Origin of the sequence: Acinetobacter sp. ANC 4204 (assembly GCF_002135205.1) — a bacterium.
GTDB lineage: Bacteria > Pseudomonadota > Gammaproteobacteria > Pseudomonadales > Moraxellaceae > Acinetobacter.
In genome coordinates, this window is record NZ_NEFZ01000001.1 from 44,958 (window position 1) to 60,435 (window position 15,478).

The 15,478-nt window shown below is 37.5% G+C and carries 16 protein-coding genes, 1 other RNA gene and 1 pseudogene; 8 read left to right on the plus strand and 10 right to left on the minus strand.

Annotation, left to right across the window (positions count from 1 at the left end; all coding sequences use genetic code 11):
• Positions 1–80 precede the first annotated feature (80 nt).
• The 5 genes from B9T36_RS00210 to B9T36_RS00230 form a co-directional block, all read right to left on the minus strand.
• Entirely contained in the window at positions 81–812 is a 732-nt protein-coding gene (locus B9T36_RS00210) for a histidine phosphatase family protein (RefSeq protein WP_086207598.1), read from the minus strand.
• 54 nt (positions 813–866) lie between these two features.
• The gene (locus B9T36_RS00215) at positions 867–1,721 is read right to left on the minus strand and encodes a 3'(2'),5'-bisphosphate nucleotidase CysQ family protein (RefSeq protein WP_086207599.1); all 855 of its coding nucleotides are present in this window, start codon (positions 1,719–1,721) and stop codon (positions 867–869) included.
• Between the two features lie 416 nt (positions 1,722–2,137).
• Positions 2,138–2,374 carry a hypothetical protein gene (locus B9T36_RS00220; RefSeq protein ID WP_086207600.1) on the minus strand — a complete coding sequence of 79 codons (237 nt, stop codon included), beginning with the start codon at positions 2,372–2,374 and terminating at the stop codon, positions 2,138–2,140.
• Positions 2,375–2,683: 309 nt separating this feature from the next.
• The gene (locus B9T36_RS00225; RefSeq protein ID WP_086207601.1) at positions 2,684–2,929 is read right to left on the minus strand and encodes a hypothetical protein; all 246 of its coding nucleotides are present in this window, start codon (positions 2,927–2,929) and stop codon (positions 2,684–2,686) included.
• A gap of 225 nt (positions 2,930–3,154) precedes the next feature.
• Complete coding sequence (locus B9T36_RS00230; RefSeq protein ID WP_086207602.1) at positions 3,155–3,748, minus strand: LysE family translocator; 594 nt, start codon at positions 3,746–3,748, stop codon at positions 3,155–3,157.
• 1,149 nt (positions 3,749–4,897) lie between these two features.
• Between B9T36_RS00230 and B9T36_RS00240 the strand changes: the two are divergent.
• Positions 4,898–5,426: pseudogene (locus tag B9T36_RS00240) on the plus strand (GNAT family N-acetyltransferase).
• A gap of 171 nt (positions 5,427–5,597) precedes the next feature.
• The gene (locus tag B9T36_RS00245) at positions 5,598–6,140 is read left to right on the plus strand and encodes a GNAT family N-acetyltransferase (protein ID WP_171264382.1); all 543 of its coding nucleotides are present in this window, start codon (positions 5,598–5,600) and stop codon (positions 6,138–6,140) included.
• A gap of 203 nt (positions 6,141–6,343) precedes the next feature.
• Here B9T36_RS00245 and B9T36_RS00250 read toward each other — a convergent pair whose 3' ends face one another.
• Complete coding sequence (locus B9T36_RS00250) at positions 6,344–6,721, minus strand: MerR family transcriptional regulator (protein ID WP_086207605.1); 378 nt, start codon at positions 6,719–6,721, stop codon at positions 6,344–6,346.
• A gap of 95 nt (positions 6,722–6,816) precedes the next feature.
• Here B9T36_RS00250 and B9T36_RS00255 point away from each other — a divergent pair, with 95 nt between their 5' ends.
• The 5 genes from B9T36_RS00255 to B9T36_RS00275 all read left to right on the plus strand — a co-directional run bounded on the left by B9T36_RS00255 (position 6,817) and on the right by B9T36_RS00275 (position 11,342).
• Complete coding sequence (locus B9T36_RS00255) at positions 6,817–7,896, plus strand: SDR family oxidoreductase (protein ID WP_086207606.1); 1,080 nt, start codon at positions 6,817–6,819, stop codon at positions 7,894–7,896.
• A gap of 463 nt (positions 7,897–8,359) precedes the next feature.
• A complete protein-coding gene (locus tag B9T36_RS00260) occupies positions 8,360–9,034 on the plus strand; it encodes an HAD-IA family hydrolase (RefSeq protein WP_086207607.1) in 675 nt (224 codons plus the stop codon).
• Positions 9,027–9,470 carry an RNA-binding S4 domain-containing protein gene (locus tag B9T36_RS00265; RefSeq protein ID WP_086207608.1) on the plus strand — a complete coding sequence of 148 codons (444 nt, stop codon included), beginning with the start codon at positions 9,027–9,029 and terminating at the stop codon, positions 9,468–9,470. The genes B9T36_RS00260 and B9T36_RS00265 overlap by 8 nt, the downstream gene beginning before the upstream one ends.
• Before the next feature lie 114 nt (positions 9,471–9,584).
• Positions 9,585–10,628 carry a recombinase RecA gene (recA, locus tag B9T36_RS00270; RefSeq protein WP_086207609.1) on the plus strand — a complete coding sequence of 348 codons (1,044 nt, stop codon included), beginning with the start codon at positions 9,585–9,587 and terminating at the stop codon, positions 10,626–10,628.
• 108 nt (positions 10,629–10,736) lie between these two features.
• The gene (locus tag B9T36_RS00275; RefSeq protein ID WP_086207610.1) at positions 10,737–11,342 is read left to right on the plus strand and encodes a regulatory protein RecX; all 606 of its coding nucleotides are present in this window, start codon (positions 10,737–10,739) and stop codon (positions 11,340–11,342) included.
• 501 nt (positions 11,343–11,843) lie between these two features.
• On the opposite strand, the gene ffs is transcribed toward B9T36_RS00275, so the two are convergent.
• Positions 11,844–11,940: signal recognition particle sRNA small type (gene ffs, locus B9T36_RS00280), an RNA gene on the minus strand.
• Between the two features lie 274 nt (positions 11,941–12,214).
• Here ffs and B9T36_RS00285 point away from each other — a divergent pair.
• Positions 12,215–13,069, plus strand: coding sequence for a tetratricopeptide repeat protein (locus tag B9T36_RS00285; RefSeq protein WP_086207611.1), 855 nt, complete (start codon positions 12,215–12,217; stop codon positions 13,067–13,069).
• A gap of 59 nt (positions 13,070–13,128) precedes the next feature.
• Here the strand turns inward: B9T36_RS00285 and lpxA are convergent, their stop codons facing one another.
• The 3 genes from lpxA to lpxD are packed head-to-tail and all read right to left on the minus strand — an operon-like array spanning position 13,129 to position 15,474.
• Positions 13,129–13,917, minus strand: a complete 789-nt coding sequence (gene lpxA, locus B9T36_RS00290) for an acyl-ACP--UDP-N-acetylglucosamine O-acyltransferase (RefSeq protein ID WP_086207612.1) — start codon at positions 13,915–13,917, stop codon at positions 13,129–13,131.
• Positions 13,914–14,399: a 3-hydroxyacyl-ACP dehydratase FabZ gene (fabZ, locus tag B9T36_RS00295; RefSeq protein WP_162900230.1), complete on the minus strand. Its 486-nt coding sequence runs from the start codon at positions 14,397–14,399 to the stop codon at positions 13,914–13,916. Before fabZ ends, lpxA begins: the two co-directional genes overlap by 4 nt.
• A 7-nt stretch (positions 14,400–14,406) precedes the next feature.
• Positions 14,407–15,474: a UDP-3-O-(3-hydroxymyristoyl)glucosamine N-acyltransferase gene (gene lpxD, locus B9T36_RS00300; RefSeq protein WP_086207614.1), complete on the minus strand. Its 1,068-nt coding sequence runs from the start codon at positions 15,472–15,474 to the stop codon at positions 14,407–14,409.
• Between the last annotated feature and the right edge of the window lie 4 nt (positions 15,475–15,478).

The window sequence follows — 15,478 nt, forward strand, 5'->3', positions numbered from 1 at the left end:
ATTAAATTTATTAAAAACAATAAAATCAATGAGATGCCATGAAGAAACAACAAAAATATCTATATTTTTAAACCCTAAACTTAAAGCTGCTGAAACTCTTGAATATTCAGCTCATGAATTTCACCGCGCCAAATCCATTTTAATTTAGATTCCAAAAACACATCGCCCTCAAACCAGACAAATAGACCTTCCATCATTTTTGGCCAATCTTCTTTGGTTACTATAGTACGCCCCGAAATCACTGCCAAAATTGCAGCTAAGATCGTATCGTGGCTAACAGCAAGGCTCAAACCATAAGGGTTGCTCGGATGAGTGTTATATATGAGTTCCAAGACATCAACCACACCATGAATCGGATGCTTCATACCTGGCAAGGCATTATTAACAAAACTATTAATAAAACCCAATGCGCCTTGCCGCTGAAAATAAGGACCTGCTTGTTTAATGTCTAACACAAAACTTCCGGGTTCAACCAATAAACCCTGCTCAATAATTTCTATGCGGTGAGTATTCGGTTCAAGCGTTTGCGCATCTGCCCCCTGAATCATTAACGCAGCAGTATCAATACAACGCTGAATTGGGCTAGAAATACAGTGTTGAATAACTCGGTCAGTATTATCAATTAAATATGAGCCCCAAGCTTCAGCCAAATCACGCCCTTGATGGGTCAATTGTAAATCATAGCCTGCAAGACCCTGACCAGTGACAACTTCGCGAATAGAATGACGTGTAAATAACGTCACTGGCGTTTTTGCATCGGGCAATAAGTCGATGGCTTTCAGCATACTAGGCGGGAGCAAGTCTAAGGCCATAATCAACAACAACTCAATAATTCAAAAAACACTATAGCACGCTTAATTTTTAGCTCAAGCCAATGAAGGCATTAGTTCAAGTGCTTGTAATGCGAGTTTTTTCATATCGTTATTTCGATAAGCAATAAAACCGCCATTTAATAAACTCGCTCTTTGGTTATATACGAATGGCCGTCCCTGAAAATCAATCAAGCCACCACCGATGCGCTCCAACAAGCATTGACCTGCACTGGTATCCCATTCAGACGTTGGGTGGAACCGTGGATAAATGTCTACACGATCTTCAAGCATCATACAAAACTTGTAAGCGCTTCCTGCACGGTATTCTGTAATTTCAGTCAGCTTTTCTAATTGATCTAAATAAAGTTGATATTGAGGCTTGCTCTGGCTACTTTGGCTTAAACCGACTTGTACGGTGTGTTGCTGTTCCGATAAATAATATTCAGACCATACATCTTTTTCAATAGCGTATTTTAAAGGCTGACCTTGCTTTGGGCAGAAGTAAATTTGTTGCTCACATGGAATTGCAAGCACGGCAAAACTTGTGTGTGCTCCATCAATCAAACTCAAATTGATAGTAAATTCGGGACGCTGATGTAAGAACTCTTTAGTACCGTCTAAAGGATCAAGCATCCAAAAAGACGTCCAGTGCTGTCTATGTGTATGCTTCCCTTCTTCAGACAAAATAGGCATTTGAGGGAATATTTTTTCTAAAGCCTCTGTAATGTATTGATTAACACGATAGTCCGCTTGCGTCACAGGCGAATCATCTGTCTTTTTTTCAATGCTAAAATCATCGCCTGCAACATACGCTTGGTATTCTGCACGCAAAATTTCACATGCCTGAGTCACAATAGGTACAAGTTGCTGAATTAAAGCATCTTGCGGTGCAATGATTGTTCTGAACATGCGATACCCTTTTTTATTGAATCAAGCAACTCAAAAAATTTTCAACACTTAAATGCCGATACATACCCATAAAGACGCTCTAGATCTTAGAGTATCTTTTCAAAAAACATTATACGCTGATGATACTAGAAAAATGTAAAACGATTGTGCAGCCTAAACCAATCTCTACTTGGGGCCACTACATGACATGATCATTTCATCAAGCACATCTCATGGGCAAATGTTTACATGATCACTGATGACAAAAATTTTGAGCAAAAAAAATCCCACGCATGGAAGCGTGGGATATAAAACGAGAAAAGCTACAGCACTTTAATTTCGTGACACAGTATAAACCTATATTTTGAATACATCAATTAAAAATGCAAAATCCGACACATTTTTATGCATTTTGTACAGACCGCTGTTATTTACTATTAATCTGCGCACTTTACTTCAAGCTGATACTCATCCTGTGTCACTTTAATTTTAATTTTTTGATATTTTCTTTTATTCGGATCCATCGCAGAACCCGCGACTTCAGATAAGAACTTCCGATCATTCATTAGTTCACTATAAGCTTTATATCCAATCAAAATTTTTTCGGGTTTTTTATTTTTGGAAATTAATGCGTTCAGAATGTCGTCTAGTTCATTTGCAGTAACAATTGGCATATAAATCAACTCAAAATAAAAAAGAGTATCTATGAACAATATGATGAAATGATGTCAAAACAATATTTTGAAAAATATAAATTAAAAATAAAGCCCGATCACCACAAAAATAGATAGGGCTTTTGTCTAAAAATCAGACCATAAAATTATTTTATTTAACAAAAAGCCTGTTTATCTCTCTCCAAATAAACAGGCTTAAACTACACACACCGCATTTAATCATTTAGCATTTATATTTATGACACAGATACTACAGCTTAAATATTTCAAATTGATGAAGCTAAATTGCTTTTATAAAACCATGCCGACTCAATCGTCATTTCTTAAAAATGTGAGCTCGTATTCATCATGGGTAATTTTAATCTTAGTATTCCGATAGGTCCGCTTTTTCGGGTCTAGCGAAGAATTGATGACGTTATCTGCAAATTTCGGATTCGACATAAATTTTGCATATAACATATAACCGATACGAATCTTCTTAATTGCTTTTTTCTTTCCTTTTGCCTCATATTTATCTAGGGTTTCATCTAAAAAATCTAAACTGAGTTCACTCATTTATTCATCTCTATTTTATTGTCATTCGATCCATGTTTTACCTGATTCTAAGTTAAATAACCAGTGCAACATCTTTATTTATTAATCATTCGGATAGATCACCAACATCATTTTCTTAGTATAAGTCAGCCAATTTTCATCTACTTTTGCTACACATATACAAAAGCCACCTTAAAGGTGACTTTGATTTTAACAATGCAAAATGAAAATCTGATGAAAATCACATTACATAGACATAACTGCAGAATAACTCAGCGGAATTGAAAAACTAACCAAAACTAAAGAAGCTGTACGCTGCAAGTTTTTTTGATTTAGCCATGAAATTCTATTAGCAACCAATACAGAACCAATAAATATCCAAAATAACGCAATTGGAGTAATTAGACATAAAAATAATCCCATGTGCACCGTATATGATTGAAGACTTGACCATGCGGCAATTGGAAAAACGGCTGAAGCAAACAACAGAGCTTTCGGATTGAGCATTGTCGCGCAGAAAAGTGACTTGGCTGTAATTGAGGGTTGGTTTAAATCTGCATCAACTGTAGAAGTTTTCCATAATTTAAAGGCTAAATAAATAATATAAGCTGCACTGCAAAGTTTCAGTACTGGCGGTAAAATAGGGAGAGATTCAGCAATTGAGTCAATTAAAACGCCCCATACGGTGATTGCAATAAAGTAGCCTATCACTTCAGCAGGAATCAATTTAAGGGATTTTTTGACACCAGTTTCAATACCTGAAGACGCTAAAAGTGTATTCGTTGGTCCAGGTGTTAAGAGGATGGTAATGACCAAACTTATAAAAAGCCATGAAAACATTCACTATCCTTTTCCTTGTAAATTTGGCCAAATCTTTCAATATTTCGTTTTATTTGTCGACATTTTAAATGTAAGAAAAAATTTAATACAAAAATAAATACTAAAAAAAGTAATTACTTAATATTCAATTCATCTTGCTTTCAGCATGTACCTTGACTGACTCAAAATGACCTTTTTTGTTCACTAAAATTCTTATAATTTAGATTAACATTTGAAATGCAGCGCCATACTCTTAAAAGTCATACTTGACTCAGACGTCTAAAGCCAACTCCTTTTCTTGGTCGGTCAGATAGTAATCAACCAATATATACTTTCCAGAATACACATGTCGATCTGTTTAGCTTTAGTGGCGGTAAACAGGTCATCAAACACTTACCGAGACTCACGCTGCTAAAACTGCAACAACCTGTTTGCTTTCAATATTCACCAGTAGCTAAAGATAAAAATGGTTTTTTCTACTCACCAATCTTCACTAAACAGCAACATACGCACTATCTCAAATAACACCCCCAATTCATACAGGACGCAGAGACAGTCGCACAAAATATTGTAGTAAACGCATGTGCGCTGAGAGCTTGATACATCGCATGCCTTTTACATCATCATTAATTTTCAATGCAGATCTGGTATGATTAATAATGATTATTGATTACACTTTATAAAATATAATATGCATGATTCATCAACAAATTTTAACGATAACCGCCCCATCAAATCGTGGTTTGGATTTCTTTTAGGATTGTTCTGCGTTGTAATGAGCATAATAGCGTTATTTGAATCTGTGAGTTTACAAAGCATCCTGAGAAGTTTAGGTTTTCTATGCTTTTGGTATCCATGGAGTCAATTACAAGTTAAGAATCGTCCTCTCTCAAAATTTTTCAGTAGTGAAATAGACGGCGACAAATTAAATAAACAAGCAAGCGTCCTCGCAATTATTGCTCTGGCTCTACTCATCAGCTCTACAATTTTGTTTTATATGAGTTAGTTTGAATAGCAACCCGTTTCTTGATTGGCTGACATTACTAATTGAGAAAAAAGTTCAACCATAGTAATTACACCGATAACTATTGCTGATTGAAAGAGCTTGATGAAGGCTTATATTAGTTTATGTATTATGCAAATTTATCAAAATCATAAGGTGTCTTTAAAGTGAGAATACATATTGATAAGTTAAGTATTCGTTCGACCACCGAAGAAGATTGGGAAATATTAAAAACTGTGCGCTTAGAATCTCTCTTAGAGAGTCCTAATGCATTTTCTTGCAACATACTCTACCACTGAGCTGTATAGTGAATTGCAATGGCGTGATCGGGCAGCACATAAAACTCAATATCACTATATCTTAGCTCTAAATGGGCAACGCGCTATTGGTATAATTGGTGGAAAACAAAGTACTGAACTAGAGTTTGGCTTGATCGCCATGTGGGTCAATCCAGAGTTTCGCGGTAATGGTATAGCAGATATGCTGATCAATGCTATAAAGAAATTAGCAATTTCTAAAGGGCATTTTAGAATAGCCCTGAGTGTTTCTCAAGATAATATTCGGGCAATAAATCTTTACTCTAGGCACGGTTTTTCATGTATAGCCGACTGGGAAAACTCATCTATAAATGCTCGCCCAAGAAATCAAAAAATGGAATGTGTCGAATTAGACAGAGTGATACCCAAATTTGCATAAAGCTTACTTGTAGGTTCAATGGTATATCAGGGCACTTCCCTACAAGTCTATATGTTTAAAACATCAAAAATGACTGACTTATACAAAGTCAAAAAAGTGAATATGATTTTTCAAATACTTGAGAAATGTATTATTTTACTAAATAAAATTAGGCGTATAGAGAGTAAGTTAATGAACCACCCTGAGTCTCAAATTGATGATATACAGATTGTAGGTTTACAACATTGCAAGTCGGAAAATTTAGTTCATTTTTATATAAAAAATAAAACTCATTTAGCCGATGCAATGCCCCTTAGAGATGAATCTTTTTATCAGTCTCACTACTGGGACGAGCAGATTGCTGATTATGCTCAATTATTTAAAGAAAAGTGTGCGATTAAATTTGTTTTACTCAAACATGAGCAGGTGATTGGAACCATTACATTTGATCAAATTTGCTATGGTGCCTTTCGTTCTTGTTATCTTGGATACTTGTTAGACCAAGATTATCAAGGAAAAGGCATAATGACTAAAGCTTTACAGTTTTGTTTAAGCTATATAATTAAAGACCTCAACCTAAATCGTGTAATGGCTAATTACGTTCCTGAAAACCTTCGTAGTGGAAAACTACTTCGTCAGTTAGGATTTGAGCGAGAAGGCTATGCCAGAAAGTATCTTTTACTCAATGGTGTATGGAAAGATCATATTTTGACCAGCTATATTAATGACACCTAATATTAACCAAATAAAGTTCCAGTTTAAATTTTCGTCTGCAAACCAATTAAAAAAATCGCATCTACCCAGAGGATTTTCAATTCACACTCTTAAGACAGACAGTGATATGAGCGTTTCTGGAAAGCGAGTCTGCGTTACAAATAACAATTTCACACAGACCGTTTAAAGCAACGTGAAATTTTTAATTTAGTTGGGCGGATTGATTACCCAATATCCCCTATTTCACACCCACTCCTTAAAGGGCAAGGCTCACCATCCAATAAGTTTTCAAGCATGCTCTGCATCTGTAGCAATTGAAATATTTTCTCCTGTATCACCCCTAGTTTTTCCGACAAAATCGAACGAAATTGTGTAGCCGGAATTTCATTCTCATTGATTAATTGAGTGATTTGCCTTATCTCAGCCAGTGTAAAACCTAGATTTTTAGCCGTCTGGATGAGTTTCAATTGTTGCAGCGTCTGTTCAGGATAATCCTTATAACCATTATTACGGACTAAAGGTTGAATTAACTCCATTTTTTCATAAAAACGGATGGTATCTCGACTCAAATTCATCTGTTGTGATAGTTCACCGATCAACATATCTCATTTCCATGCATATTTTTAAAACCCTCTTGACCATGGAGTATACTCCATGCTTTAGCGTAAGCAATGACTAATGAATAGGAGTTAGTTCTATGTTTACATCACCCCAAACCGCCTTAATAGTCGGCTCAACTGGATTTATTGGTAAATTCCTTGTCGCTCGTCTGCTCCGTGATAATGCACGGGTCTTTGCTCTCTGCCGTAATATAAATGAGCAACCGCATAAACTAAGATCTTGGCTAACACAACAGGGAATTGACTATCGCCAACTTAGTTTCATTCAAGGTGATGTTACCCTTCCCCATTTAGGTCTATCACCTCAGGATTGGGAAACATTAAAAGAAGTTAACTATCTCTACAATACGAGTGCATTGTTTAAATGGAATCTCTCCATGGAGCAAGCTAAAGCAGTAAATGTTGATGGGCTGACCAACCTGTTACATAGTGTATGCAAGCATTGTCATTTAGAACGTGCAATACACTTGTCTGGCTATATGCTAACTCTAGACAAGCATTTACAGGCAGCAGGCATCTATAGAAAGAATATTGAAAAAACGGATTGGCCCAAAATTTATGACAGATTGGGTGCTTATGAAGCCTCAAAGATCCAAGGGCATTTTAACTGGATCAAGCAGGCTGACACTCTCAATATCCCATGGACAGTCATTCACCCGGCCACAGTAATAGGTGATGAAATGAGTGGAGAAATTCCTGCAAACCAGCCGATTGCCACCCTAATTCAACAGCTCAAACAAAGAAAAATGAAGGCACTGCCCGGGACACCTCAGCATTCACTGCCTCTAGTATCCGTAACAATGCTTGTGAATGCTATTTTCCATGCAGGCAAAGATACCCAAACTCTAAAACAAGAAATTTTAGTAGCCACCCCTGAACAATTATCCTTACAGACTTTGGTCAGCATTATTGCTAATGCTATACAGGTCAAAGCTCCACATCATTTTGTATCACTCTACTTTTTAAAATGGATTTTAAAATGGCATTGGTTGGCAAAAAAATTAGATATGTCTGGAGAAATGCTAAATTTTATTAGAACTGAACAGATTGACCTAAGCTTATTCAACCAACTCAATCAAAAGTGGGAAATTCCACCGACCGTACTACTAGAAACCATAGAAAAGACTGCAGGATGGGTGATTAAGCAATCAAAATAAAACAACACTAAGCATGGGCAATATTGAGTTACTCAAGATGGGGACCCTCCTCTCTAAGTTTTAGCAGTCATGGATTTATTCACTTATTCAGTTCTGATTTATATTTGCATACTTGTGAACAAGCATCTGTTGTTAATCCAAGTAATGGGTAAGTGCATAAATCCATCTATTGAGTTATTGGGAGTAAAAGAATACAAAATTGGAAAATAATCTTACCCTTAGGTAAAACCCTAATAAAAAAACCTTCCGATCCGTAGCCATCAACTTCTTATCTCAAAGTTTTCTGTTGTTAGATTTAAGCCAACTATCACTTAATGCCATTCGTTTTTTTCAAGCTAGTTGTTTTATACTCTAATGTTGCTATGTACAGATAGAAAATATGTACACAGATATGTACATCATTTTTCTTGAAAGGTTTTTCTATAAACTTTGTTGAACTTGAAAAAACATTGGAGATTTTTAAATGGAAAAACCGCTTATTATTTTTGATATGGACGGTACATTACTGGATCTTGCTTACGATGATTTTATTTGGAATCATCAACTTCCAATTCGTTATGCGGAACAGCACCAGTGTTCTTTAGAGCAAAGTCGACAGGCTTTGTTTCAGTTCTATCAAACCCATAATCACACTTTAAATTGGTATTCAACCCGCTTTTGGACAGCAAAAGTTGGTGTAGATACACTGGCTTTACAGCACGAGTTTAAGCATAAAGTCAGCCTCCGCGAAGGTTGTATTCAACTTCTCGACTACTTGAAAACCAATGGTTATCCTTGTTGGCTTGCAACCAATGCGGATTGCGAAGGCTTAAAATTTAAGCTTGAACACACTGAACTGGCCTCATATTTTGATGTCATCATCAGCAGTGAAACACTTGGTCATGCCAAAGAATTTACCGAGTTTTGGCAACATCTTCATAAGCACCATCCTTTTAACCCATCACACTGCTATTTTATCGACGACACAGAGAAAGTGCTTAAAGGTGCTGAAAGTTTTGGAATTCAAAACTTATTTACCATTGCTCAGCCCTCATCACTGGGACAATCTAAAGTATCGAGCTCTTATCCCATATTAAATCAACTCACCGATTTAATTCATTATTTAGAGCAAGCTGAGGTCACTACAAAATATGCGTAAATCCGCTTTAGCTGAAGGTGCTGTAGGCATGCGTATTGATAAATGGTTATGGGCAGCACGTTTTTTTAAAACGCGCTCGATTGCCAAAAATGCCATCGAGGGGGGTAAAGTCCACCACAATGGCGAACGTGTCAAAGTATCACGTGAAGTCCGTATTGGTATGGAACTCACGATTCAACAAGGTATTGATAAGAAAACCGTGGTAATCAAAGAGCTCTCTGATGTTCGCGGTCCTGCACCAGTCGCACAAAAGCTTTATGAAGAAACTGAAGTCAGTATTACACGACGGGAATTGATTGCAACCCAAAGAAAGTTGCATAATCTAGCTCGACCTGATCATCGCCCGAGTAAAAAAGATCGACGAGATATCAGCAAGTTTAGACAAGAAAATGATCAACAATTTGACCAATACTGGTCTTATAATGATGATGAATGACATGCGTCATATTGTGTCGTACACGATATGACTTTTATAGAAGATACGGACTAAATCTGTCACTATAGTGATCATATTCAGTAACTATCCGTGACATCGTTTTGAGGTTGTAAGATGGATGATAATAAAAGCAAGGCGCTTAATGCTGCGCTAAGTCAAATTGAAAAACAGTTTGGCAAAAACACAGTAATGCGCCTTGGCGATAACACCGTACAAGCTGTTGAAGCGGTATCGACGGGTTCTTTAACACTTGATATTGCGCTTGGTATTGGCGGCTTACCCAAAGGTCGTATCGTTGAAATTTATGGTCCTGAATCTTCAGGTAAAACAACGATGACTTTGCAAGCGATTGCAGAATGTCAAAAAGCAGGTGGCACTTGTGCATTTATTGACGCCGAACACGCTTTAGATCCTCAATATGCTCGCAAACTAGGTGTAGACATTGATAACCTACTGGTTTCACAACCAGATAATGGTGAACAAGCTCTTGAAATTGCAGATATGTTAGTTCGCTCTGGAGCGATTGACCTGATCGTTGTCGACTCAGTAGCTGCATTAACACCACGTGCAGAAATTGAAGGTGAAATGGGCGACTCTCACATGGGCCTACAAGCACGTTTGATGAGCCAAGCATTACGTAAAATTACAGGTAATGCAAAACGTTCAAACTGTATGGTGATCTTCATTAACCAAATTCGTATGAAAATTGGTGTGATGTTTGGTAGCCCTGAAACCACAACTGGTGGTAATGCGCTGAAGTTCTATGCTTCTGTTCGTTTAGACATCCGCCGTGTAGGTCAGGTCAAAGAAGGCGATGAAATTGTTGGTTCTGAGACCAAAGTCAAAGTTGTTAAAAACAAAATGGCACCGCCATTCCGCGAAGCACTCTTCCAAATCCTCTATGGTAAAGGTGTGAACCACTTAGGTGAGCTTGTAGACTTGGCTGTTCAGCAAGAAATCGTACAAAAAGCCGGCGCTTGGTATTCATACCAAGGCGACAAAATCGGTCAAGGTAAAAACAACGTGATTCGTCACCTTGAAGAAAATCCTCAGTTGGCTGAAACCATTGAGAAAATCATCCGTGATCAACTGCTTACCACTTCAAATGCTGCACCCGTAGAAGAGAATGAAGAAGAGCCAGACTTTTTAGATGCTTAATTTAAAGCATCTTTCTAAAGAATAAATGTGATTACACAACATTTAGGCTTACACTAAGAAACGCCCTACGGGGCGTTTTGTTTATTCAGATCTATTTCATAGCCGATTATGCCTAATTCAAAATTCCCCAAACTTCTTGACTATGATGCTCTCAAACAAAAATTTGGTGAGGAAGAATCCCCTGCTACTCAATACAGCCACACGCAGGCAACACAAGAAACGGTTGATACCCTAGATTTTGATGAAGAGAATCAGCCCAAACCCACAGGTTTAACAGGTTCCCGTCTACGTTCTTATGCATTTGCGGTACTGACACGTAAAGAGTATTCAAAAGCAGAATTGATTGAAAAATTAGTCACATGGGCAATATACCGTGAAGAAGTGATTACACTGGTTGAAGAGCTTTCCGCACAAAACTACCAAAGTGATCAACGCGTTGCCGAAATTATGCTATCGAGCCAAAAACGTAAGGGCAAAGGCCCTAACCGTATCAAAATGGCGTTAAAAACTAAAAAGATTGACACTGGCCTAATTTTAGAAGAACTGAAAGAAACAGATTGGGTCGAACAAGCCTATCAACTCAAAATTAAAAAGTATGGAACTGAGGTCGCAACAGATCCAAAACTCAAAGCCAAACAAATCCGTTTTTTAATGTATCGTGGCTTTGAAATGGATGCGATTATGAAAGCCATTTCGAGAAAAATGGAAGATTGAATCGTCATTTAACACTCATATCATAAGGAATTTAAGGCTGAGATACATCACTAAAACTTGAGCATACGAAGAAGTCTTTGGGACTTTAAATACAGATAAAACCCTCAACTTACTGCAATTCATAACTAGACCCAGTAATGCCTAAATTACTTTTATGTAGTGTCATCTTATAAGCACCATCAATGCTTGTATTATAGTAGTCACCCGATCTAGCCTCGATCCTCTGGATCTCGCCATTAGGCATACGAACATCTAAATAATAATGCGAAATAATACACATAGATAAAATATAACCATACCTATGGAGATATAATTTAAAAAGCCATTTGAAATAAAATATAAAATCGAGAAATAGATAAAAATAATGGTAATTACAAAAAAGAAAATAAAAAGTAAGACACTTTTAATTTTTTAGAGGATTCAATAGTAAGAACTAAACTAGCATCAATGCCGTAATAATCTTTCATTTTTATTCTTTTATATTTATAAAACTGGTGGCAACCCTACCAGCAAGCCTTCGGCACATCATATTTCTACTACCGTTGCTACCTTCCGGTCCTGGCGGGGTTCGTAGAGTACAATTGCGAAGTAACCGGCAGGGCTACCATTGCAAGAACAGAGTATAGAGATTTTCTCCCAAGTTGCAAGCCTATAAATGCTTTTTAAGTAAGCATTTCATTCAATTGATTATTTATAAAACAAACTGAGAAAAAGACATTCTATTTTGAACAACATCGGTACTACAATCCTTTACCTAAATACACGACAACAATGTAAAAGCTTATTGCATTTCAGAACATTGCCGTTTTTAATGGGGTAAATAAATTTTGTTTGATGTGTCTACATCAAAAGCATGACAACACGGATATTTCATGATGCTAAAGAAGCATAGCCTATGTGCCCTCACCCTACTTTGCACAACGTCTGTTTTCGCCAACGTTCCAATTGAATCACTAGGCTTAAGTCAAGCCAGCAATAACAGTGTCAGCTCAACTAGCTTAGCTGTAGATACGGGTGCAGGAGCCACTGCAACCAATATCAATTGGCAAATCATGCAAAAAAACCAGCAACTAGAAAATGATTTGCGTATCTTGCGTGGCAAGATGGAAGAACAAGATAATGAAATTGCTCAGCTTAAACATGAATTAGAAAACCGCTACGCTGACCTAGATCAGCGTTTAGAATTACTTCAACAAAAACTAGACCCTGAAGCAAGTAATACAGCGGAGGATAATCAACAGGATATTACTCCCAGCACCAACACAACCAACACAAGCTCCGGGAACAACACAGCCCCCCCAGTAAACCCAGCAAATAAGCCACCTGTGGTTGTCAACACACAGAATACGTCTGAACCATCGGAACTAGAAAAAGCAGCCTATACCGTAGCTCTAGATGCGTATAAGCAAGGTGGTGCAAAGAAAGCCATTGCACCTATGCAAAATTTTATTAAGAACAATCCCAATAGTGTTTATATTAGCAATGCCTATTTTTGGTTAGCAGAATTCAACTTAGCCGTTGAACCCACCAACTATGCAGAAGCAAAGAAAAACTATGGTATTGTGGCGAACAAATACCCAAACTCCTCGCGTGCACCACGCGCTGTTTATCAGCTCTATAATATTGCCAAAGAAGTAGATAAAAACACGACTCAAGCCAATCAATATAAAGCCAAGCTACTTAAACAATATCCTAAGTCTGAAGAGGCTTCTTTCTTTAAAAAATGATTTTCCTATAGATATAAAAAAAGACACGCGAAGTGTCTTTTTTTATATCTAGAATGAGCTTAACGCACAATGCCTCGTTCTGACTGTTCTAATGAGTCGATGAGCAATTGTACCTCAGCAACTTCAGGCAAAATTTCTACACGGATACGTTCTAAAGCCTGCTCTGTCGTTAGACCTTCTTTATAGATCAATTTAAATGCTGTGCGTAAACCTTGAATCACATTTTTAGACCAACCTTTACGACGCATGCCTTCAACATTCATCGCAAAAGCATGTGCAGGATTACCAGAAACCATTACATAAGCAGGTACATCTTTCACGATCAAGGATGCACCACCAATCATACTGTAAGAATCAATCTTACAGAACTGGTGTATCCCTGAGTTACCGCCGACAATCACATAGTCTCCTACATGAACATGACCAGCCACACCAACATTGTTTGCAAAAATATTATGATTACCTACCACACAGTCATGTGCGATATGTGTATTAACCATCAATAGATTATGGCTACCAATCTTAGTAAGACCGTGATCCTGAACCGTACCACGGTGTAAACTACAATGTTCACGAATTTTATTATGGTCGCCAATTTCTAACCAGGTTTCTTCACCTGCATATTTTAGATCCTGACATACCTCACCCACGCTTGCGAATTGGAAAATTTCATTCTGCTCGCCAATACGCGTATAACCACCGACCACCACATGTGAGTGTAACTGTGTACCTGCACCAATGGTGACATTTGGACCAATAACACAATACGGTCCAATCTTTACATCTGCTGCAATCACGGCAGATGCATCGATAATTGCTGTAGGGTGAATAAATTCGTTATTGCTCATGATTGCTCTATTTTCTGATGCGAAACCATAATTTCCGCAGATGCTGCTACTACACCGTCAACGGTGGCAATACAATTATATTTGTAAATACCACGTTTCTGCATAACCAATTCTGATTTTAACACCAATTGGTCACCTGCAACGACTTGCTTTTTAAAGCGAACTTTCTCTGCACCTGCAAACAAGAACAAAGAGCCTTCACTCGGTTTTTCATCGTTCATGATAAAACCAAGAATGCCTGATACTTGTGCTAATGCTTCGACAATCAAAACACCTGGCATAATTGGATAATTAGGGAAGTGTCCTTGAAAAAATTCTTCATTAATAGACACATTTTTATAAGCCACAATACCATTTTCAGTCACATCAACAACACGATCGACCAATAAAAAAGGATAGCGGTGTGGCAAGTATTCACGGATCGTTTGAATTGTCATTGGCAATTCAGGTTTCGTGAAACTAGTAGAATTCGACTCAGTCATCATATTTCTATTTACGCAATTTAATTGTTGATTCAAGGGACTCTATTTGAGTCTGCATATGATCAATTTTTTTGACCAGTTGGGTCAATGGCACATCTGCTAATTGTCTTAAACGCACAACCGTACGTTTCCACTTTTGATTTTCAAAAAGCCCTATGCCTGAAGAATAAGTTCCAGCCACAGAAATATTATTTGTGACCATTGACATTCCTGTTAACGTCACATTATCAGCAATATTTAAGTGTCCAGCAATTGCAGAACCACCACCAACAATACAATTTTTGCCAATGGTCGTGCTACCTGCTACAGCGGTCTTTGCAGCAAATGCAGAATTTGCACCGATTTTAACGTTATGTGCAATTTGCACAAGGTTATCAATAATGACACCATCTTCCAAAATCGTGTCATCCAAAGCACCTCGATCGACACTACAATTCGACCCAATTCGCACATCATTTCCAATAATGACAGAACCCAATTGTGCAATGCGATGCCATTTACCTTGGTATGGAGCGAAACCAAAACCTTCTCCACCTATTGCAGTATTGGCATGGATACGTACACGATCGCCAATTTTACATGACATTAAATTTACATGCGATTCAATCAGACCATTACGTCCAATTTCAACACCATCATGAATGGTGACATGCGACTGGATAATTGTATGATTACCAATCACACAATTTTCGCCAATCACAACATAATGACCAATATAGGCACTATCCGAAATAATTGCTGAGGAATGAATCTGTGCAGTACTTTCGATACCCTGCTCAGTATGCTTAGCCTCAAAAGCATGCGTTAAAATTGCAAATGCTAAATAAGGATTAGCAACAATAATAAAGTTTTGATGTTCAACCAAGTGATCTTTCAAAGCTGCTGTAACAATGAAGGCTCCAGCTTTAGACTGTCGTGCTTGATCTAAGTATTTTTCACTATTCACAAAAGCAACATGTCTAGACTCAGCAGAGTCTAGACTAGCCAATCCTTTGAAGATCAAGTCTGCTTGACCTACGCACTCACCTTGAACTAAACGAGCAAGATCTTCTAAGCGATATTGTTGAGGATTCATTGGA